General features: G+C 70.5%; 17 protein-coding genes and 2 pseudogenes. 12 read left to right on the plus strand and 7 right to left on the minus strand.

What is annotated here, in order from left to right:
• Positions 1-5: 5 nt before the first annotated feature.
• Together ABZ267_RS04300 and ABZ267_RS04305 are read right to left on the minus strand one after the other, a co-directional pair.
• A complete protein-coding gene (locus ABZ267_RS04300) occupies positions 6-500 on the minus strand; it encodes a hypothetical protein (protein ID WP_356748323.1) in 495 nt (164 codons plus the stop codon).
• A gap of 85 nt (positions 501-585) precedes the next feature.
• The gene (locus tag ABZ267_RS04305; protein WP_356748325.1) at positions 586-966 is read right to left on the minus strand and encodes a helix-turn-helix domain-containing protein; all 381 of its coding nucleotides are present in this window, start codon (positions 964-966) and stop codon (positions 586-588) included.
• A 109-nt stretch (positions 967-1,075) separates the two neighbouring features.
• On the opposite strand from ABZ267_RS04305, the gene ABZ267_RS04310 reads away from it, so the two are divergent.
• The 3 genes from ABZ267_RS04310 to ABZ267_RS04320 all read left to right on the plus strand — a co-directional run bounded on the left by ABZ267_RS04310 (position 1,076) and on the right by ABZ267_RS04320 (position 3,639).
• Positions 1,076-1,483 (plus strand): RidA family protein, encoded by a 408-nt coding sequence (locus ABZ267_RS04310; protein ID WP_356748327.1) that lies wholly within the window; start codon positions 1,076-1,078, stop codon positions 1,481-1,483.
• A gap of 209 nt (positions 1,484-1,692) precedes the next feature.
• Positions 1,693-1,959 carry a GlsB/YeaQ/YmgE family stress response membrane protein gene (locus ABZ267_RS04315; RefSeq protein ID WP_356748329.1) on the plus strand — a complete coding sequence of 89 codons (267 nt, stop codon included), beginning with the start codon at positions 1,693-1,695 and terminating at the stop codon, positions 1,957-1,959.
• Positions 1,960-2,115: 156 nt separating this feature from the next.
• Positions 2,116-3,639, plus strand: a complete 1,524-nt coding sequence (locus ABZ267_RS04320) for a catalase (protein WP_356748331.1) — start codon at positions 2,116-2,118, stop codon at positions 3,637-3,639.
• Between the two features lie 83 nt (positions 3,640-3,722).
• Here ABZ267_RS04320 and ABZ267_RS04325 read toward each other — a convergent pair whose 3' ends face one another.
• Positions 3,723-4,292, minus strand: coding sequence for an MSMEG_1061 family FMN-dependent PPOX-type flavoprotein (locus ABZ267_RS04325; protein WP_356748333.1), 570 nt, complete (start codon positions 4,290-4,292; stop codon positions 3,723-3,725).
• A 213-nt stretch (positions 4,293-4,505) separates the two neighbouring features.
• Between ABZ267_RS04325 and ABZ267_RS04330 the strand changes: the two genes are divergently transcribed.
• The 4 genes from ABZ267_RS04330 to ABZ267_RS04345 are packed head-to-tail and all read left to right on the plus strand — an operon-like array spanning position 4,506 to position 8,588.
• Positions 4,506-5,576 (plus strand): iron chelate uptake ABC transporter family permease subunit, encoded by a 1,071-nt coding sequence (locus tag ABZ267_RS04330; RefSeq protein ID WP_356748335.1) that lies wholly within the window; start codon positions 4,506-4,508, stop codon positions 5,574-5,576.
• Positions 5,573-6,652, plus strand: a complete 1,080-nt coding sequence (locus ABZ267_RS04335; RefSeq protein ID WP_356748337.1) for an iron chelate uptake ABC transporter family permease subunit — start codon at positions 5,573-5,575, stop codon at positions 6,650-6,652. Before ABZ267_RS04330 ends, ABZ267_RS04335 begins: the two co-directional genes overlap by 4 nt.
• A 1-nt stretch (position 6,653) precedes the next feature.
• On the plus strand, positions 6,654-7,508 hold the full coding sequence (locus tag ABZ267_RS04340) for an ABC transporter ATP-binding protein (RefSeq protein WP_356748339.1): 855 nt from the start codon (positions 6,654-6,656) through the stop codon (positions 7,506-7,508).
• A 57-nt stretch (positions 7,509-7,565) separates the two neighbouring features.
• The gene (locus tag ABZ267_RS04345) at positions 7,566-8,588 is read left to right on the plus strand and encodes an iron-siderophore ABC transporter substrate-binding protein (RefSeq protein WP_356748340.1); all 1,023 of its coding nucleotides are present in this window, start codon (positions 7,566-7,568) and stop codon (positions 8,586-8,588) included.
• 76 nt (positions 8,589-8,664) lie between these two features.
• Here the strand turns inward: ABZ267_RS04345 and ABZ267_RS04350 are convergent, their stop codons facing one another.
• The gene (locus tag ABZ267_RS04350; protein ID WP_356748342.1) at positions 8,665-9,291 is read right to left on the minus strand and encodes a YceI family protein; all 627 of its coding nucleotides are present in this window, start codon (positions 9,289-9,291) and stop codon (positions 8,665-8,667) included.
• Between the two features lie 268 nt (positions 9,292-9,559).
• On the opposite strand from ABZ267_RS04350, the gene ABZ267_RS04355 reads away from it, so the two are divergent.
• Complete coding sequence (locus ABZ267_RS04355; RefSeq protein WP_356748344.1) at positions 9,560-10,084, plus strand: hypothetical protein; 525 nt, start codon at positions 9,560-9,562, stop codon at positions 10,082-10,084.
• A gap of 52 nt (positions 10,085-10,136) precedes the next feature.
• On the opposite strand, the gene ABZ267_RS04360 is transcribed toward ABZ267_RS04355, so the two are convergent.
• Positions 10,137-10,790: a peptidoglycan-binding domain-containing protein gene (locus tag ABZ267_RS04360; RefSeq protein WP_356748346.1), complete on the minus strand. Its 654-nt coding sequence runs from the start codon at positions 10,788-10,790 to the stop codon at positions 10,137-10,139.
• A gap of 197 nt (positions 10,791-10,987) precedes the next feature.
• Between ABZ267_RS04360 and ABZ267_RS04365 the strand changes: the two are divergent.
• Positions 10,988-11,524: pseudogene (locus tag ABZ267_RS04365) on the plus strand (DUF4157 domain-containing protein); the annotation flags it as partial.
• A gap of 556 nt (positions 11,525-12,080) precedes the next feature.
• Here the strand turns inward: ABZ267_RS04365 and ABZ267_RS04370 are convergent.
• Entirely contained in the window at positions 12,081-13,292 is a 1,212-nt protein-coding gene (locus ABZ267_RS04370) for a glycoside hydrolase family 64 protein (RefSeq protein ID WP_356748383.1), read from the minus strand.
• Positions 13,293-13,680: 388 nt separating this feature from the next.
• Between ABZ267_RS04370 and ABZ267_RS04375 the strand changes: the two genes are divergently transcribed.
• From ABZ267_RS04375 to ABZ267_RS04385, 3 genes are all read left to right on the plus strand, one after another.
• The gene (locus ABZ267_RS04375; protein ID WP_356748348.1) at positions 13,681-17,571 is read left to right on the plus strand and encodes an endo-alpha-N-acetylgalactosaminidase family protein; all 3,891 of its coding nucleotides are present in this window, start codon (positions 13,681-13,683) and stop codon (positions 17,569-17,571) included.
• Between the two features lie 264 nt (positions 17,572-17,835).
• On the plus strand, positions 17,836-19,422 hold the full coding sequence (locus tag ABZ267_RS04380) for an acyl-CoA carboxylase subunit beta (protein WP_356748350.1): 1,587 nt from the start codon (positions 17,836-17,838) through the stop codon (positions 19,420-19,422).
• Positions 19,423-19,492: 70 nt separating this feature from the next.
• The gene (locus tag ABZ267_RS04385) at positions 19,493-19,696 is read left to right on the plus strand and encodes an acyl-CoA carboxylase subunit epsilon (protein ID WP_093692620.1); all 204 of its coding nucleotides are present in this window, start codon (positions 19,493-19,495) and stop codon (positions 19,694-19,696) included.
• Between the two features lie 70 nt (positions 19,697-19,766).
• On the opposite strand, the pseudogene ABZ267_RS04390 reads toward ABZ267_RS04385, so the two are convergent.
• Positions 19,767-19,976, minus strand: a pseudogene (locus ABZ267_RS04390) (ATP/GTP-binding protein); the annotation flags it as partial.

The raw sequence follows: 19,976 nt of genomic DNA on the forward strand, positions 1-19,976 counted from the left end.
CGCCATCAGGAACCGCCGGAGCTCGCCGCCTTCTGCCGCTGCGCTGTCTGCCGCTGTGCCTTCCGCGCGACGCCTGCCGCGCGCAGCGCGATTCCCGCCCAGGCGCCGGCCAGCACCAGCGCGGCCGCCGCCATCGCGGCGAGCTCCGGTGTCTCCGGGCGCCGGCCCAGGGAGAGGCGGGTACCTATGAGGAGGAGGATGACGGCGATCGTGCCGGGAGAAGGGACCGGCACCTTGGCCGCCGCGACCCGCAGCACGGTCGTGACCGCCAGCGCGGTGGCGGCCCAGACGGCCAGGTAGGCCCACGGCGACCCCGGAGCGGCGGCGAGCAGCCCGTAGTCGTCCGGGCCGAGGCGGAACAGCGAGCCGGCCCATCCCATGCCCACACCGAGCGCCGCGACGCCCACCACCCACAAGGCGTGGCGCCACCACGGGCCCGGCCGCACGGTCACTTCGTCGTCTGCGAGACCGCCCTCGGCGGACGGGTCCAGGAAATCCATCACGCTCCTGAGGACGCGCGGCGGGGCCGGTACGTTGCGTCGAACGGCCGTCACATGTTCTAACCAGGCCGCCGCCGCGCCGGACTCAGCCCGGGAACCGGCCGCGAGCCTCCTCGATGTGGCCGAGGTGCTGCTGCGTCCAGTCGCACATGCGGTGGACCGTCTCGCGTAGGCCCTGGCCCGGCTCGGTGAGGGTGTACTCGACCTTCGGCGGCACGGTGGCGTACACGGTCCGCTCGGCCAGGCCGTTGCGCTCCAGCATGCGCAGGTTCTGCGTGAGCATCTTGTGGCTGATGCCGTCGACCTCCTTGAGCACCTCGCTGAAGCGCCGGGTGCGGTCACCCAGGGCCTCGATGATCAGGAGTGCCCATTTGTTGGCGACGTCCGAGAAGATCTCCCGCGCCAAGGAGTCCGCCCGTCGGAGGTCCGCCTCGTCGGGCGAGCCGCTGAACTGCTTGGTCACCATGAGGTTCCTCCGTCACTCAAAAGTGCGTTCTTCCACGTCAGCGTTGACTCTCCTACGGTTCCTGAGTAACCACAAGAGACCGCCAGGTCTTCACGAGGAGGCGCGGAACATGGCCATCACACTGCTGGATCCCGAAGGACTGCCGAAGGTCGGGGCCTACCGGCAGGTCGCCGTCGCGACCGGCTCGAAGCTCGTCTTCATCGCCGGACAGGTCGCCTGGGACGCGGACGGCGCCACGGTCGCTGAAGGCGACCTGGCCGCTCAGGTGGAGCGGTGCTACCTCAACATCGCGACCGCGCTGGCCGGCGCCGGCGGTTCCTTCGCGGACGTGGTGAAGCTGACGGTGTACGTCGTCGACTGGACGCCCGACAAGATGCCGCGGTTCCTGGAGGGCGCGGCCCGGGCGGCGGCGAGGCTCGGCGTCACCCCGGTCCCGCCGGGCACGCTGGTGGGCGTCGCGGCACTCGACGTACCGGAGCACCTGGTCGAGATCGAGGCGACGGCGGTCCTGGACTGAGAGGGCGCGCCGGGCCTCCGTCCCCTGGCCCGCATCCCCCGGCCACCGGCCCACCCGTCCCCGTCCGGCGTAACGCGTCCCGGTGAATGACGGGCCCCGGGCCGGTGGCCGTGGTGCGGTCGATGTGTGAGCTTCCGCTGCGGGGATACGCGGAGAGGGCCGGGCGCCACAGAGGTGCCGGTACGTCGGCAACGTAAAGGGAGACTTTCGTGAGCATCATCGCCTGGATCCTCATCGGCCTGTTCGCGGGACTCATCGCCAAGGCGCTGACTCCGGGCAAGGACCCCGGGGGGTGCCTCCTCACGATCGTGATCGGCATCGTGGGCGGTCTGCTCGGCGGCTGGCTGGGCAAGGTGATCTTCGGTGTGGACTCGATCGACGGTTTCTTCAGCCTGTCGACATGGATCGCCGCCATCGTGGGTTCGGTGATCGTTCTGCTGCTCTACCGCGTGGTCGCGGGCCAGCGGTCCCGCTGACCAGGCCGGGCGCCCCAGAACGGGCCCCGCATCGCTCTGGCCCTCAACGGGTCGATTCGTCCGTGTCTGCCTACATTGGCAGAGGGCCAGTAGGGCAGCCGTAATAGGAGCCATCGCCGACACGTCTGCGGAAGACAAACAAGAGGAAATGGCGACATGACCGACACCTCGCGCAAGCCCACCACCTCCGACTCCGGCGCCCCGGTGGAGAGCGACGAGCATTCGCTCACCGTCGGCCCGGGCGGACCGATCCTGCTCCAGGACTCGTACCTGATCGAGCAGATGGCTCAGTTCAACCGCGAACGCATCCCCGAGCGCCAGCCGCACGCCAAGGGCAGCGGGGCCTTCGGGAAGTTCGAGGTGACCCAGGACGTCTCCGCGTACACGAAGGCCGCGCTCTTCCAGCCCGGCGTCACGACCGACCTGGTCATCCGGTTCTCCACCGTCGCCGGGGAGCGCGGCAGCCCGGACACCTGGCGGGACCCGCGCGGCTTCGCGGTGAAGTTCTACACCAGCGAAGGCAACTACGACATGGTGGGCAACAACACCCCCGTGTTCTTCGTGAAGGACCCGATGAAGTTCCAGCACTTCATCCGGTCGCAGAAACGCCGCGCGGACAACAACCTCCGCGACCACGACATGCAGTGGGACTTCTGGACGCTCTCGCCGGAGTCGGCGCACCAGGTCACCTGGCTGATGGGCGACCGCGGTATCCCGCGAACCTGGCGCCACATGAACGGCTACACCTCGCACACGTACATGTGGATCAACGCGCAGGGTGAGCGGTTCTGGGTGAAGTACCACTTCAAGACCGACCAGGGCGTCGAGACGTTCACGCAGGACGAGGCCGACCAGATGGCCTCGGCGGACACGGACTACCACACGCGTGATCTGTTCGAGCACATCCGCGACGGCGAGTTCCCGAGCTGGACGCTCAAGGTCCAGATCATGCCGTACGAGGACGCCAAGGACTACCGGTTCAACCCGTTCGACCTGACCAAGGTGTGGCCGCACAGCGACTACCCGCTGATCGAGGTCGGCCGGATGACGCTGGACCGCAATCCCACGGACAACCACGCGGAGATCGAGCAGGCGGCGTTCCAGCCGAACAACCTGGTGCCGGGCATCGGCCCGAGCCCGGACCGCATGCTCCTGGCGCGCCTGTTCTCCTACGCGGACTCGCACCGCTACCGGATCGGCGGCAACTACCAGCAGCTGCCGGTCAACGCGCCCGTCGTCCCGGTGCACACGTACTCCAAGGACGGGGCGATGGCGTACCGGAGGACCACCGACCCGGTCTACGCCCCGAACTCCAAGGGCGGTCCGGAGGCGGACACGGCGCGCTACGGAACGCCGCCGAGCTGGTACGCCGACGGCGACATCACCCGGGCCGCGTACGTCGACCACGCCGAGGACGACGACTGGGGCCAGGCGGGCACGATGGTCCGCGAGGTCCTGGACGACGCGGCGCGGGACCGCCTGGTCGACAACATCGTCGGCCACCTGCTGAACGGCGTGACGGAGCCGGTGCTGCAGCGGGCGTTCACGTACTGGTCGAACGTCGACAGCACGCTCGGCAAGCGCGTGGAGCAGGGCGTACGAGCGAAGGCGGGCGAGAAGGACCCGAAGGCTGCGAAGCAGACCAACCCGGCCCGCTCGTCGATGCAGCACAAGGCCTGAGGCGACGGCTCACCTCTCAGGACCACGGCACAGGCCCCCTTCCCCGCCGCCGGCGGGGGTGGGGGCCTGTCGTGCGCCGCGGGTCAGTCGGTTGCCGCCGCCACCTCCCACGTCTCCGGTGCCCACACCCCCGACCGCCGCAGCGCGTTCGAGCAGTGGCGGAAGATCTCGTCGATCTCCACCACCAGGGCCAGCTTCGGGCGCTGGCCCTTCAACGTCATCGCGTCGAAGAACGGGGCGTCCGTGAGGATGCGGGCGCGGCCGTTGACGCGGAGGACGTCCATCGCGCCGGGTATGAGGTAGAGCAGGCCCACGTGCGGGTTGGACAGGATGTTGTGGAAGCTGTCCGCGCGGCGGTTGCCCGGGCGGTCGGGGAGGGCCAGGGTGCCGGGGTCGAGGACGTGGGTGAAGCCGGGGCCGTCGCCGCGCGGGGTGACGTCGCAGTTGCCGGCGGCGTCGGAGGTGGAGACCGCGCAGAACGGGGAGCGGGCCAGCAGGGCCAGGTCGTCCTCGGTGAGCCGGTCGTGGACCTTGTCGATCACGATCGGGTGCGGAGTGCCCAGGATCTCGCGCAGCTCCTCCGCCGAACCCAGAGGTACGGCCCCGGCCAGCGGGCCGGAGGTGAGGGCGGCGGGGTCGGCGGCGTACGGCAAGGAAGCGCTCCGGGCTCGTGGGGTGCGGCGGTGTGGGGTCGGACCGGCGCTGTTAGGGTGACCTTACTTTGGGGCCCCTGCCCTGCGTCCTCCAGGGTGCCCGGGTGCGGACGGCCGTGCGCCGGGGCGCCCCGTGCCCGAACGCGCCGATGAGCAAGGGTGAGACACCGTGCACAACCCTATTCCGGTCGCCACCGTCCCGGTGGCCGGGCCGTGAGCGGCTCCGTCCTCCTGAAGAAGGGGGAGGCGACGGACGGCGGCACGAAGGAGGCGCGGGCCAAGCGCAGCCGGCCCGTCCTCGCCCTCGGGCTCCTGGCCTCCCTCGGCGTCCTGGTCCTCGTCGTCGCGGCGAGCCTCGCCATCGGCTCCGGCGACGTACCCCTCCGTGACGTGCTGCCCGGCGTCTTCGACCCCGACCTCACCGTCAAGGGCCAGCTCGTCATCCAGGAGGTCCGCATCCCGCGTACCGTCGCCGGGCTGCTCGCCGGTGCGGCGCTCGGCCTCGCCGGGACGGTGATGCAGGGCGTCGCCCGTAACCCTCTCGCCGACCCTCAGCTCCTCGGCATCAACGCGGGCGCCTCCGTCGCCGTCGTCTGCTCGATCACGCTGCTCGGCTTCACCGTCGCCACCCAGTTCATCTGGTTCGGCTTCCTCGGCGCGCTGCTCGCCGCCCTGCTCGTGTACGGCGTCGGCTCGCTCGGCCGCGAAGGCGCCACGCCGGTCAAGCTGGCGCTCGCGGGCGCCGCGACCAGCGCCGTCCTCACCTCCATCACCAGCGCGATCCTGCTCCAGGACCGCGGGAGCTACGACCAGTTCCGGTTCTGGCAGCTCGGCGCGCTGACCGCCCGCTCCTCCGAGGTGCTCTGGCAGGTCTCGCCGTTCATCCTCGTCGGAGCCGTACTCGCCCTCGCCCTCGGCCCGCAGCTCAACGCCCTCTCGCTCGGCGACGACCTCGCTCGCGGCCTCGGCCAGCGGGTCGGGGTCGCGCGGATGATCTCGGCCGGTGCCGTGGTGGTGCTCTGCGGCGCGGCCACCGTCGTCGCCGGACCGATCGGCTTCGTCGGCCTCGCCGTACCGCACGCCGCCCGCCTGATCACCGGGCCGGACTACCGCTGGGTGCTGCCGTACAGCATGGTCCTCGCTCCGATCATGCTGCTCGTCGCCGACATCACCGGCCGCGTGGTCGCGCCGCCCGGCGAGGTGCAGGTCGGCGTGATCACCGCCGCGATCGGCTGCGTTCCCTTCATCTGGCTGGTCCGGCGCAGAAAGCTGGTGGAACTGTGAGCCCGGGGCCCGCCACGGCTGTGGACACGGAGAAGGACCGGCTCGCCGACGCCGTACGGCAGATCGACGCCGTACGCGGACGACGGCGCCGGCGGTCCGTGACCGTCGCGGCCGTCCTGCTCGTCGCCGTGGTCGCCGTCCTCGGCCTCTCACTCAGCGTCGGCGACATGGTCATGCCGATCGGCAAGGTCGTCGAGACGCTCCTCGGAGGCGGCGACGGCGGCTCGCAGTTCGTCGTCCTGGAGCTGCGGCTGCCACGCGCTCTGCTGGCGGTCCTCGTCGGCACCGCGTTCGGCCTCTCCGGAGGCGTCTTCCAGACCGTGCTGCGCAACCCGCTCGCCAGCCCGGACCTCATCGGCATCAGCGCCGGAGCCAGCGCCGTCGCCGTCACCGCCGCGCTGCTCTTCCAGGTCAGCGGACTCGCTCTTTCCGCCTGCGCGCTGATCGGCGCGATCGGCGCCGGGGCCGCGATCTATCTGCTCGCCTGGCGGCAGGGCGTCGCCGGACAGCGCCTCGTCCTCGTCGGGATCGGCGTCGGCATGGGCCTCTCCAGTGTGGTCTGGTACGTCATGGCCCGCTCCGAGGTGACCGACGCGCAGGAGGCCTTCCGCTGGCTCGCGGGCAGCCTCAACGGGCGCTCCTGGAACCAGTTCTGGCCGATACTCGGCGCGCTCGCGCTCCTCGTCCCGCTCACCGCCGTCGCCGCGCACGCGCTGCGGCCGCTGCAGCTCGGTGACGATGCCGCCGCCGGACTCGGTACGAAGGTGGAGCCGAGCCGGCTCGCGCTGCTCGGGTGCGCCACGGCGCTGGCCGGGGTCGCCACGGCGGCGGCCGGGCCCGTCGGGTTCGTGGCCTTCGTCGCCGCGCCGATCGCCCGCCGCCTGGTCCCGGGCCGTGGCGCCGCCTTGCCGCACGCGGCGCTGACCGGCGCGCTGCTGGTCCTCGTCGCCGACTTCGCCGCGCAGCACCTGCTGCCGTCGGTGCAGCTGCCGGTGGGCGTGGTCACCAGCATCATCGGCGCGCCGTACCTGCTCCTCCTCCTGGCCCGCGCCAACCGTGTGGGCAGTGGGGGTTGAGATGCCGGTTCTTCGAGACGACGACAACGAAAGGCGTGGCCCGGTCGTGGCTGAGCACACTCTTCAGGCCCGGGACGTCCGGCTCGGCTACGGCGACCGGGAGATCGTCACCGGTCTGAGCGTGACGGTCCCGCCCGGCAGGATCACGGTCATCGTCGGCCCCAACGCCTGCGGCAAATCGACACTGCTGCGCGCGATGGCCCGGCTGCTCGCGCCCTCCGCCGGAGCGGTGCTCCTCAACGGCCGGTCGATCCAGGAGATGCCGACCAAGGAGGTCGCCGCCGTCCTCGGCATCCTGCCGCAGAGCCCCACCGCTCCTGAAGGCATCACCGTCTCCGACCTGGTCGGCCGCGGCCGCTACCCGCACCAGGGCTGGTTCCGCCGCTGGGGCGCGGAGGACGACGAGGCGGTCGCGCAGGCGCTGCTCTCCACCGACGTACTGGAGCTGGCCGACCGGCCGGTGGACGAGCTCTCCGGCGGTCAGCGGCAGCGGGTGTGGATCGCGATGGCGCTGGCGCAGCGGACGGACATCCTGCTGCTGGACGAGCCGACGACGTACCTGGACGCCAGCCACCAGCTCGACGTGCTGGACCTGCTCACCGACCTCAACCGGGAGCGCGGCGTGACGATGGTGGCCGTGCTGCACGACCTGAACCTGGCCTGCCGGTACGCGGACCACATGATCGCCATGAAGGACGGCCGGATCCTGGCGGAGGGCCGGCCGGTGGACATCGTCACGGAAGCGCTGGTCGGCGAGGTGTTCGGGATGCGGTGCTCGGTGATCGCGGACCCGGCGTCGGCCACGCCGATGGTGGTGCCGCTGGGCCGCCACCATGTGAAGGACCCGGCGGCCTGAGACCGTACGGCCCACCCCATGGCACCGTTGTCATTAGGTGAGGCTAGCCTAAAGGGTATGAACGCTTCCGCTCCTCGGCGCCCGCGCCGCACGCCCGTCCTGATGGCCGGTGCCGTCGCCGCCCTGCTCGTCGGCGTCTCCGCCTGCGGTACGTCGGACGACTCCTCCGACACGTCCGCCGCTCCGTCCTCCGCCGCCTCCGAAGGCGCCTTCCCCGCCAAGGTCGCGACGAAGTTCGGCGAGGTCACCGTCGAGAAGCAGCCCCAGCGCATCGTCGCGCTCGGCTGGGGCGACGCCGAGACCGTGCTCGCGCTCGGCGGCCAGCCGGTCGGCGCGAGCGACTGGCTGCCGTTCGGCGGCGAGGGTGTCGGCCCGTGGGCGAAGGGCAAGTACGACAAGGCGCCCGAGCTGATCGGCACGATGGAGCCGGAGTTCGAGAAGATCGCCTCGCTCCAGCCGGACCTCATCGTCGACACGAAGTCCAGCGGCGACCAGACCCGCTACGACACGCTGAAGAAGATCGCTCCGACCGTCGGCGTGCCCGAGGGCGGCGACCAGTACATGATCTCGTGGGAGCAGCAGACCACGATGATCGCCGCCGCGATGGGCGTGCCCGAGAAGGGCGAGGAGCTGATCGCGGAGACCGAGAAGAAGTTCGAGGCGGCCGCGAAGGCGCACCCGGAGTTCAAGGACGCCACGATCGTCCTCGGCTCGCGCACCTCCGAGGGGTACGGCGCGTACGTCGGCGGCACCGGCCGCGTCGACTTCGTCGAGCGCCTCGGCTTCAAGAACAGCCCGGCCGTCGAGGCCAAGGCCGACGGCGGCTTCTCCGTCTCCATCTCCAAGGAGAACCTGGAACTCCTGGACGCCGACCTCACGGTGATGACCCCGATCGGCATCCCCGCCACGGACATCAGCAACGACCCGCTGTACAAGGCGGTCCCGTCGGTCAAGGCCGGCAACGCGCTGATCTTCGACGACAAGGACATCGCCCAGGCGTTCGCCACGGACTCCATCCTCTCCGTCTCGTACGCCTTGGAGAAGGTCGTCCCGCTCTTCGCGGAGAAGGTCAAGAAGTAACCCGTACGCCTACGTACGACAGCGCGCCCCGGGTGTCCGGGGCGCGCTGTTCTTCCGTACGGGTACGGATCGGCCGTCACGCCTGCGGTGCGGCCGCCTTGATCGCGGAGATGTCGAAGTTCAGCTTGACCTTGTCGCTGACCATGACCCCGCCGGTCTCCAGCGCCGCGTTCCAGGTCAGGCCCCAGTCGGAGCGCAGGATGTCCGCGCCGCCCTCGAAGCCGACGCGCTCGTTGCCGTAGACGTCGGTGGCGGAGCCGTTGAACTCCAGGTCGATGGAGAGCGGGCGCGTGACGTCCTTGATGGTCAGGTCGCCGGTGACGCGGTACGACTCGCCGCCCAGCTGCTCGGCGCGCGTCGAGCGGAAGGTCATGAGCGGGAACTTCTCGGCGTCGAAGAAGTCGCCGCTGACCAGGTGGCCGTCGCGGTCGGCGATGCCGGTGTCGACGCTGGCGATCTTGACGTCGATGGCGGCGGAGGAGTTGGCCGGGTCGGTGCCGTCCAGGGTCAGCGTGCCCTCGTGCTCGCCGAAGGAGCCGCGCACGTTGGTGACCATCGCGTGGCGGACCGTGAAGCCGATGCTGCTGTGGGCCGGGTCGATCGTGTAGACGCCGGTCAGGGCGGCCAGCGCGGGGTCCACCGCGGGGGCCTCGGCGACGGCGGTCGGGGTGGCGGCGGTCGACTTGCGGGTGAACAGAGCCATGGCTCCTCCTCGGGGGACGTGTGCGAGCGGTGCTGCGCGGGGGTGGCGCAGGTGCGTCGGCGTGTCGGCGGTGTTGTTTAACCTTCAACGAGATTGACTCTAACTCCATCTTGTTCAAGTTTCAACCTTTCCTCGCTTCGACTCTCCCCATCCCTGGATCGCCCTCTGGCGGACGCGCGTAGAACTCGGGCACTATCTCCCTGCCCGGCGTGCGCGGCCCCGCGTCCGTACGTCCTCTGTTTTGTCATGAGCAGGAGGAAAAATCCCCATGGTGAACCACCCACGACTCCGCTCCGCCCTCACCGCCCTGGCCCTCGTCCTCGGCGCGCTCTTCGTCCCCGGCGTCGGCGCCCTCGGCAGTGGCGCCACCGAGGCGCACGCCGTCACCAAGCTGACCCACGCCCAGGCGACCTCCCGGTTCAGCTCCTCCGGGATCACCTGGTCGTCCTCGGGCGGCTGCTCCAACCGGAACGTCCCCACCTGCACCTCGTTCGACCAGCTCAACCTGCCGACCGCCCAGGGCGCCCAGACGCTCAAGAGCGCCACCGGCTGCGCGCTCAGGATCACCGGCGGTACGGAGACCGGGCACGCCGGCGGCACGTACTCCCACTGGAACGGCTACAAGCTCGACTTCGCCAAGAGCACCTGCCTCAACAACTACGTCACCGGCGTCTTCACCTACATCGGCGTACGCGGCGACGGGGCCCGCCAGTACCGGTCCGGTTCCGGCAACATCTACGCCGACGAGGGCAACCACTGGGACGTGACCTACTACAACTGCGGAGGCTGCTGAGCCCGCGTGTGGGCCGCCTTGGCAGGACAGGGCGGCCCACACACGTACCGGTTCAGTCGATCGGGTCCACCGTCGGTCCCTCCTGCTTCAGCAGCTCCCGCGCGAACTCCTCCCACTGTGCGTACCGGTCCGGGTGCGCGGACCGCTGCACCGCCTGGCACGCCTTGCCCGGCTCCATCGACTCCCAGCCCTTGATCTGGAGCAGCCCGGGATTGCTGGTCGGCGACGGCAGGCCGTAGAAGGACTTCGACGCGGTCGGGACCTGGGTGATCTGCTCCGGCGTGCCCCAGCCCATGCTCGGGCGCTGCTGGAAGATGCCGAGCGAGTCATGGTCCACCGGAGTCGTGTAGTTGACGAACGTCGACTCCTGCATGGCCGTCATCAGTGCGATGACCTGGCCCTGTTCCGGGATGTCCGCTCCTTTCCCGACGCCGATGACCGTACGCGCGTGCGCGAGCTGTTCCGGGCCGAGGTCGGACGGGTCGGCGAACGCCGCGCGCAGCTCGCTGTCCGGCGCGGAGCTGAGCAGATGGGCCGTGGCGGTGTCCAGGCGGCCCGTGGGAGTGAGGCCGTAACTCTGCTGGAAGGCGCGCAGGCCCTCGGCGGTCGGCGGAGGTGCGGAGGCGTGGGCGGTGGCGGGAGCCGTCAGCAGGAATACGGCGGCGAGCGCCGCGAGCGTACGGCAGGGGAGCCTGTTCTTTCGCATACGGAACGGTTCCGGGACACCGGAGAGAATGTCAAGGATGCCTTGAATAGTATGAATTGATGGTGTGTCGAGAGCGCATACAGGTGACGGTCACCTCGATGTGCCCGGCCGGTCCGCACAGGCTGCCCTCAGGTCCCTGCCGGTCCCTCCGTCCCTCTGGTATCAGGGAACGACCGCACTCTGCACGGGAGGCCATCATGTACGCCCACGGCAACGCGACGACCAGAGAAGACCCGAGCACACGGCAGGCGGCCGGCAGGCCCGCGGCCCGTACCGTGACGCCACCGCCGACGCTCCTCGCCCTCCAGGCCGGCGCCGGCAACGCGGCGGTCGTCCAGATGCTCCGCCGCGCCGGCCACCCCATGGCCGGGCACGCCGTGCAGCGCTCCACCGTCCCTGACGTCCTGAGCGCTCCGGGCCGTCCTCTCGACGCCTCCACCCGGACCGAGATGGAGGCCCGGCTCGGCGCCGACTTCTCGGACGTACGCCTCCACACGGGCTCGGCCGCGCGGGCCTCGACGGCGGAGGTGGGCGCGCGCGCCTACACCTCGGGCAGCCATGTCGTCATCGGTGAGGGCGGCGGCGACAAGCAGACGCTCGCGCACGAGCTGACCCACGTCATCCAGCAGCGCCAAGGGCCGGTCTCCGGCAGTGACAACGGAGCGGGCCTGCGGATCAGCGACCCGTCCGACCGTTTCGAGCGCGAGGCCGAGGCCAACGCGCACCGCGCGATGTCCAGCGCTCCTGTCCAGCGGACACCTCAGGCACACCAGGCAGACGGCCCCGCCACCTCAACCCTCCAACGCGCCCCCGCACCCGCCTCCGCCTCGATCGGCGAAGGCGAGGTCGACGAGGTGGGACCCGGCGGGACGATCACCTATCCGTCCGTCACCAGCTGCCTCGTCATCACCGTCCACCTGCGGGACGGCGGCAAGGTCGGCGGTCACGCCAGCCTCTTCCGCGTCGACGGAAAGCTCTACTCGGACGAGATCCTGCCGGCCGTCAAGCGGGTCGTCGGCAAGCGACGGGTGGAGGCCGTCGACGTCAGCGGAGCCGTCGGCTCCTGGAACCCGGCCTACCTGACGAAGGCCATCGAGCGGTACACCGACGGCGCGGTTCCCGAGCAGACGCACGACCGGGCCGGCCTCGGAGACGTCGTGGCCGCCGTCCTGGACCGGCAGCGCAACAAGGTCACCGTCCAGGACGTCCCGGACGGCACCCTCACCAGGTGACGGCCCCGCGCCGGGCCTCCTGTGACGCAGGCCCGGCGCGAGGCGTTCATCCAGCGGGTCAGGAGCCCACGCTCACCGTGAAGCGGCGCGGGTTCCCGTCGTGCGCCGCGCCCGAGACGTCCGGCTCGCCGTCCGGGCGGACGTCGTCGTACGGGAACGCGTAGCCGATCGGGCTGTTGGCGTGGACCACGCGGGACCAGTGGTTGGTCACCGGCGTCGTGTAGTAGTCCGACACCGAGGTGCCGTTCGGCTGGCTCGGGTGGCTCAGCATGATCGACCGGTTGAAGCCGGCCGCCAGCCGCGCCAGGATCGCCTTCTTGTCGTCGGAGTCGCCCGGGTTGTTGGTGAACGGGCCGTGGTTGCAGGTGAAGATGTCCTTCGTCTCCGGCTTGGTGAACGTGTGGCCGCCCTCGAAGGTCAGGACGTCGCCGCTGACCCGGCCCGCCAGCGTGCCCCGCCCGCCTTGGAGGTCGATCCGCAGGTCCTCCGAGCGGTACTTCTGCCACACCTCGTCGATCTGCGCCTCGAACAGGCCACGGAACGGCATCTCGGCCGGCCGGTCGAAGTACGGGGCCATGATGTTCTGCGGCGAGACCACCCGCAGCACCTTGCCGTCGTCGCCGCGCGTGATCAGCTGGTCCCACGGCTGCCCGTCGGCGGCCGCCTGGGCGAGGAGGTCCTCCGCGATCCGCTCCGCCGCGCCCGCGGGGTGCGGGGCCACGACGTGCGTGCCGTCGCCCTCCAGCGTGATGCCGATCGGGAGCGCGGTGATCAGGTCCACGTAGCTGATGTTGGAGTACAGCTGCTCGGTGTTGAAGGTGAACTCGGCGAACGCCCAGGTCCGCCCGTAGTTCGGGTCCGTCGGCGTGGCGAAGGCGGGCTCCACCAGCGACGGGCCCGGGTTGAGGAAGAAGTCCAGCTTGTCGTCGCGGACGAAGTAGACGCGCGCGCCGTACATCTGCGGCAGGGTCAGTACCACCGGGGCCGCACCGGCCGCGTTCAGCGGGATCGCGCAGTCCACCGGGAGCGGGGTCTGCGGGGCGCCGGGGGAGTCGGGACGGTAGACCTCGCCGTTCGGCCGGAGCAGCACCCAGCGGTCGGTGCCCAGCTCGTGGCCGGTGACGTACGCGTGCACCGTGCCCGGCAACGACTTGTTCTCCAGGGCCAGTTCACAGGTGGCGGGCGCCGCCGAGGCGCGCGGGCTGAGGGCGGTGCCCCAGGCGGGGTACGTCAGTGCGGCGGCCGATGCGGCGGCGCCGGTCAGGAACATTCGGCGTGAAATCACGAGGGAACTCCCGAGTGTGTGGGGGGCCGCAGACGGGTCGTGGGCGTGGTGGGGGAAGGGCCGGACAGTGGGGGTGTCTGCGGAGTGGGCACCACTCTCGCCAGGGGCGGGACGGCCGTCAATACTTAAGGCTGAGAGCGCTCTCAAAAATTCCGGGTCTTCACAACTCGACGACAAGAACGGGTACTTGGCGGAGCCGGGCAGGTGCGAACCGTGACCGTACGGAGGTGGTCGCGGCCAAGAGGTGAACGAGAGGCCGGTCGTGGCCGGTGCCGAGGCCACTTGGACTAACGGACCACGGTTGTTGGACGGAGACGGCCCTCGGGACCGACATTCGTTGACGGTGTCCCGACACGGCGACTACTCAGAGGCCATGTCGCCAAGATTCCCCTCCGCCGGCCCGGTCTCCGTGGCCTCAGCCGTCGCCTCGGCCGCCGTCCTGGCGCTCCTGGGGACCGCCGCCCTCCCCGCCGCAGCCGCCGATCCGTCCTCCGTACCGGCCGGGCCGGCCCGGTCCGACGCCGCGTCCGCCACCCTCTCCTCCGCCCACCTCACCGTCGCCGTGGCCGACGACTTCCCACGCGTCCTGTCGTACACCGACCGGGCCAGTGGCAAGAGCCTGCTCGGCAGTACGCGGCCGGTCACCGCCGTGACCCTGAACGGCACCGCCCACCCGGTGAAGCTCAAGGCCGCCCCGAAGATCAACGGCTCCTCCGCGCGTTACACCCTCGCCTTCACCGGCCTGCCCGGCGTCGAGATCGACGCCTCGCTCACCGTCTCCGGCCGGACCACCACCTTCAAGGTGACCGCCGTCCGCGACACCGCCGCCTTCCGGGTCGGGACCATCGACATCCCCGGCCACGACCTGATCTCGGTCGGCTCCACCGAACCCGGCGCCGCCACCGCGTTCACCACGCTCGACCCGGACTCCACCCGTACCGCCGACGTCTTCGCCAAGGTCACCGGCACCACCAAGCCGGACCCCGCACCCGTCGGCGCCACCTACGCCATCCTCAACACCGCCTCCCTCGCCGCCGCCGTCGAGTCCAACTCCTCCTACGACAAGCCCTCAGGACCCACCGGCGGCGACGACGCCCGCCTCTGGCGCCAGGCCCGCACCGAGGCCGATGGCAGCGTCCGGGTCGGCGTCAGCTCGGGCCAGTGGACCTACCGCGGCGCGGGCGCACCGAAGCCGGAGAGCGGCGAGAACCTGCCCTGGGCCAAGGTCGTCGTGGCCCCGGACGCCAACGGCGACGCGTCCGTCGACTGGCAGGACGGCGCCATCGCCTTCCGCTCCATCGGCATCACCGCGCCCGGCAGCGAGCAGACCGCCGACCGCGTCATCACGCACATCCCGTTCAACTTCGCCAGCCAGGCCACCCACCCCTTCCTGCGCACGCTCGACGACGTCAAGCGGATCTCGCAGGCCACCGACGGCCTCGGCCAGCTCGCCGTCCTCAAGGGGTACGGCTCCGAGGGCCACGACTCCGCCCATCCGGACTACGGCGGCAACTACAACAAGCGCGCCGGCGGACTCAAGGACCTCAACACGCTGCTCAGGCAAGGCAAGAAGTGGGGCGCCGACTTCGGCGTCCACGTCAACGCCACCGAGTCCTATCCGGAGGCCAGGGCCTTCAGCGAGCAGCTCGTCGACAAGGCCAAGCCCGGCTGGAACTGGCTCAACCAGAGCTACTACATCGACCAGCGCCGCGACCTCAACAGCGGCGATCTCGCGAGGCGCTTCCAGCAGCTGCGCGACGAGACCGACAAGAACCTCGACTTCCTCTACATCGACGTCTACTACAGCCACGGCTGGATCGCCGACAAGACCATCCAGGCCGTGCGGAAGCAGGGCTGGACGGTCGGCACGGAGTGGGCCGACAAGTTCGAGCGCGCCTCGCTCTGGTCGCACTGGGCCAACGACCTGAACTACGGCGGAGCCACCAACAAGGGCCTCAATTCGCAGATCATCCGGTTCATCCGCAACGGCGAGAAGGACATCTGGAACAACCACCCGGTCCTCGGCCAGAGCGTCCTGGAGGAGTTCGAGGGCTGGACCGGCGAGACCGACTGGAACGCCTTCACCGCCGCCGTCTGGCAGAAGAACCTGCCCGCCAAGTACCTCCAGCAGCAGAGGATCACCCGCTGGAACGGCAACGACGTCACCTTCACCGGCGGTGTGCGCGGCACGGTCGAGGACGGCAGGCGGACCTTCTACGAGCAGGGCCGCAAGGTGCTCAGCGGGACCGACTACCTGCTGCCGTGGGACGGCGGCAAGAAGCTCTACCACTACAGCGAGACCGGCGGCACGAGCAGCTGGGAGGTGCCGGGCAAGGGCTCTTACACGGTGTACGAGCTGACCGACAACGGCCGTGAGAAGGCCGCCACGGTCCGCCCGTCCGCCGACGGCAAGATCACGCTGACCGCCACCGCCGGACAGCCGTACGTCCTCTACCCGGACCAGGCGCCTCGCACGGCCGACCCCGCATGGGGCCAGGGCACGCCGCTCAAGGACCCCGGCTTCAACGACCGTACGCTCAAGGGCTGGACGAAGACCGGAACCGTCGTCCGCCACACAGACGACCAGGGCCGTAACAGCGCCGCCCTCTCCGGCACCGCCACCGCCGCGCTCTCCCAGCCCGTCACCGGCCTCAAGCCCGGCAAGCGCTACACCGCCTCCGTCCTCATCGAGGTCGAACCCGGCCGGTCCCGTCGTACGACGGTGAGCGCGGCCGGACAGTCGGTCGCCGTCGAGCGGTCCACCGCCGAGGACTTCGTCGCCGCCTCCGACTGGCACGGCACCCGCTTCCAGCGCGCCAAGGTCACCTTCACCGCACCTGCCAACGGCCGCACCGCGCTGCGCATCGAGGCGGCGGCGGGCCCCTCGGCGACCGTCCGCGCCGATGACGTACGGATCGTCGAGAACGCGCCCACCACCCGGCCCGGCACGCTCGTGTATGAGGACTTCGAGGCGGTCGACCAGGGCTGGGGCCCGTTCCTCAAGGGCGACGCGGGCGGCTCCACCGACCCTCGCACCCACATCTCCCAGCTCAACGCCCCGTACACGCAGTCCGGCTGGAACGGAAAGCTCATCGACGACGTGCTCGGGGAGAAGGAGTCGCTGAAGTCCCACGAGGAGAACACCGGCCTCGTCTACCGCACCGCACCGTGGACCGTCCCGATGAAGGACGGCCACCGGTACAAGGTGGAGTTCGCCTACCAGTCCAGCCATGCCGGCGCCTACGAATGGGTCGACGGCTACGACCGGGTCGCCGGCGGCACGGCGTCGTCCACCGAGACCCGCACCACGCCGATCGGACAGCAGCGCACGACCGGCCACTTCAGCCAGACCCTCACCGCCGGCTGTGGCGACACCTGGACCGGGCTGCGGAAGCCGGCCGGAGCGCCGGAAGGCGCGGACTTCGTGCTCGACGCCTTCACCGTGACCGACCTGGGCCCGGCGCCGGCCGGCCAGGAGGCCGTCTGCGGCACGCTCGCCGTGGCCGCCGACGCCGAGACGCTGGAACCGGGCGCTCCGAACACCGTCAAGGCGACCTTCGGCAACGACGAGGCGACCGCCGCCACCGGTGTGGAGCTGGCGCTGACCGTGCCGGAGGGCTGGCAGGCCGAGCCCGCCGGGGCCGTCACCTTCGACTCCGTCGCTCCGGGCGCGAAGGTGACCGGCAGCTGGCGGGTCACGCCGCCGGTGGACGCCGCGTACGTGACGTACCAGCTCGGCGCGCAAGCCACGTACGCCGTCCAGGGCTCCCGGCGTACGCTCGGCGCGCAGACCTCCGTACGGACGCTGCCGCCGCCGCCCACCGAGGACAGCTGGGCCAGTGACCTCGACTGGACGGACTCCAAGAACGGCTGGGGACCGGTCGAGCGCGACCGGTCCAACGGCGAGACCGGGACCGGCGACGGCAGTCCGCTGAGCGTCGGCGGAGTCGCGTACGCCAAGGGCCTCGGCACCCACGCACCGGCGACGGTCCGGTACCACCTCGGCGGGAAGTGCTCGTCGTTCACCGCCGATGTCGGGGTCGACGACGTCCAGGCCACGCGCGGCAGCGTGCGGTTCTCGGTCACCGCCGACGGCACGGAGAAGGTGAAGTCGCCGGTGCTCGGGGCCGCCGATCCGGCCTGGAAGCTCACCGCCGACGTCACCGGCGCGCGGTACGTCGAACTCGTCGTCGACGACGGCGGTGACGGCAACGGCAACGACCACGCCGACTGGGGCAACGCCCGCTTCCACTGCGGGGTTTGAACCTCCGGCGAACAGCCGTCGAGGCGCGGTGGAGCCGAACTGAACAGTGCTGGGCCATACTGAGGGGGCCTTCGGGCCTCCTCAGCGGCCTGTGGCCCACGGCACACCGGGCCCTTTGTTAGGTTCGTACAACGCGGAACGGCGTTTCGCTGGTGGATCGCGTGCATGGCGGGATGGTTCTGTTCACTCCCACCACGAAACCGGGCAGGAGACTGTACGGAGTCGACGGCACGATTTCTGGGTCGGGGTTCGTAGGGTCGATGCATGACCGTTGTGGACGAAACCCAGGGTGAGCAGCCGAGCGACACGCGTGGCCGGGTGGCCGAACTGCTGGCCCTGCGCGAGCAGGCCCGGCGCGGCCCCAGCGAGCGCGCGACCCAGGCGCAGCACGCCAAGGGCAAGCTGACCGCGCGCGAGCGCATCGAGCTGCTGCTGGATGCGGGCTCGTTCAAGGAGGTCGAGCAGCTCCGCCGCCACCGGGCCACCGGTTTCGGCCTGGAGGCCAAGAAGCCGTACACCGACGGTGTCATCACCGGCTGGGGCACGGTCGAGGGCCGCACGGTCTTCGTCTACGCGCACGACTTCCGGATCTTCGGCGGCGCGCTGGGCGAAGCGCACGCCACGAAGATCCACAAGATCATGGACATGGCCATCTCGGCCGGTGCGCCGCTGGTGTCGCTCAACGACGGCGCCGGCGCCCGTATCCAGGAAGGCGTCTCGGCGCTCGCCGGCTACGGCGGCATCTTCCAGCGCAACACGCGCGCCTCCGGTGTCATCCCGCAGATCAGCGTGATGCTCGGTCCGTGCGCGGGCGGCGCGGCCTACAGCCCGGCGCTCACCGACTTCGTCTTCATGGTCCGTGAGACCTCGCAGATGTTCATCACCGGACCGGACGTCGTCAAGGCGGTCACCGGCGAGGAGATCACGCAGAACGGCCTCGGCGGCGCGGACGTGCACGCCGAGACGAGCGGCGTCGCGCACTTCGCGTACGACGACGAGGAGACCTGCATCGCCGAGGTCCGCTACCTCATCGGGATGCTGCCCTCCAACAACCGCGAGAACCCGCCGACCGTCGAGAGTGACGATCCGGCCGACCGCCGCGGCGACGTGCTGCTGGACCTGGTCCCGGCCGACGGCAACCGTCCGTACGACATGCACCAGGTGATCGAGGAGCTCGTCGACGACGGCGACTACCTGGAGATCCACGAGCGCTGGGCCCGCAACATCATCTGCGCGCTGGCCCGCCTGGACGGCCAGGTCGTCGGCATCGTCGCCAACCAGCCGCAGGCGCTGGCGGGTGTGCTGGACATCGAGGCGTCCGAGAAGGCCGCGCGGTTCGTGCAGATGTGCGACGCCTTCAACATCCCGATCATCACTCTTCTGGACGTCCCCGGCTTCCTGCCCGGCGTGGACCAGGAGCACGGTGGGATCATCCGGCACGGCGCCAAGCTGCTGTACGCCTACTGCAACGCCACCGTGCCTCGCATCTCGCTGATCCTGCGGAAGGCCTACGGAGGCGCGTACATCGTCATGGACAGCCAGTCCATCGGGGCCGACCTCACCTACGCCTGGCCCACCAACGAGATCGCGGTGATGGGCGCCGAAGGTGCCGCCAACGTCATCTTCCGCCGCCAGATCGCCGACGCCGAGGATCCCGAGGCCATGCGCGCCCGCATGGTCAAGGAGTACAAGGCCGAGCTGATGCACCCCTACTACGCGGCCGAGCGCGGCCTGGTCGACGACGTCATCGACCCCGCCGAGACCCGCGAGGTGCTCATCGCCTCGCTCGCCATGCTCCGCAACAAGCACGCCGACCTGCCGTCCCGCAAGCACGGCAACCCCCCGCAGTAGTCGCCCACCGCAGCGGCGCGATTCGCCGCACGGTCCACGACACCTGCCGAGAAGACGGAGACACCCCACCATGAGCCTGACTTCCGCCGAGTCCGTCCTGCGCGTCGAGAAGGGTCACGCCGACCCCGAGGAGCTGGCGGCCATCACCGCCGTCCTGATGGCCCGCGCCGCCGCCCAGCCCTCCGCGCCCGCCCACCGCGGCCGCGACACGGCCGGCTGGCGCCGCCTGGAGCGCACGCCGGGCTTCCGCGCGCCGCACAGCTGGCAGGGCTGACCCTCAAGAGGCGTTACGAGAAGGGCCCCGCACTCCTCGAGGAGTGCGGGGCCCTTTCGCGTACGTGTCCTCAGCGCAGGCGGGCCATCAGCGCGTGCTCGACCAGCGTGATGAGCGCGCTCTTGGCGTCGGCGCGGTGGCGGGCGTCCGTCGTCAGGATCGGGGTGTCCGGTCCGATCTGGAGCGCTTCGCGGACCTCGTCGGGGGTGTAGGGCTGGTGTCCGTCGAAGCCGTTGAGGGCGATGACGAAGGGGAGGCCGCTGTTCTCGAAGTAGTCGAC

The sequence above is a fragment of the Streptomyces sp. NPDC006174 genome (assembly GCF_040614075.1).
Taxonomy (GTDB): Bacteria; Actinomycetota; Actinomycetes; order Streptomycetales; family Streptomycetaceae; genus Streptomyces.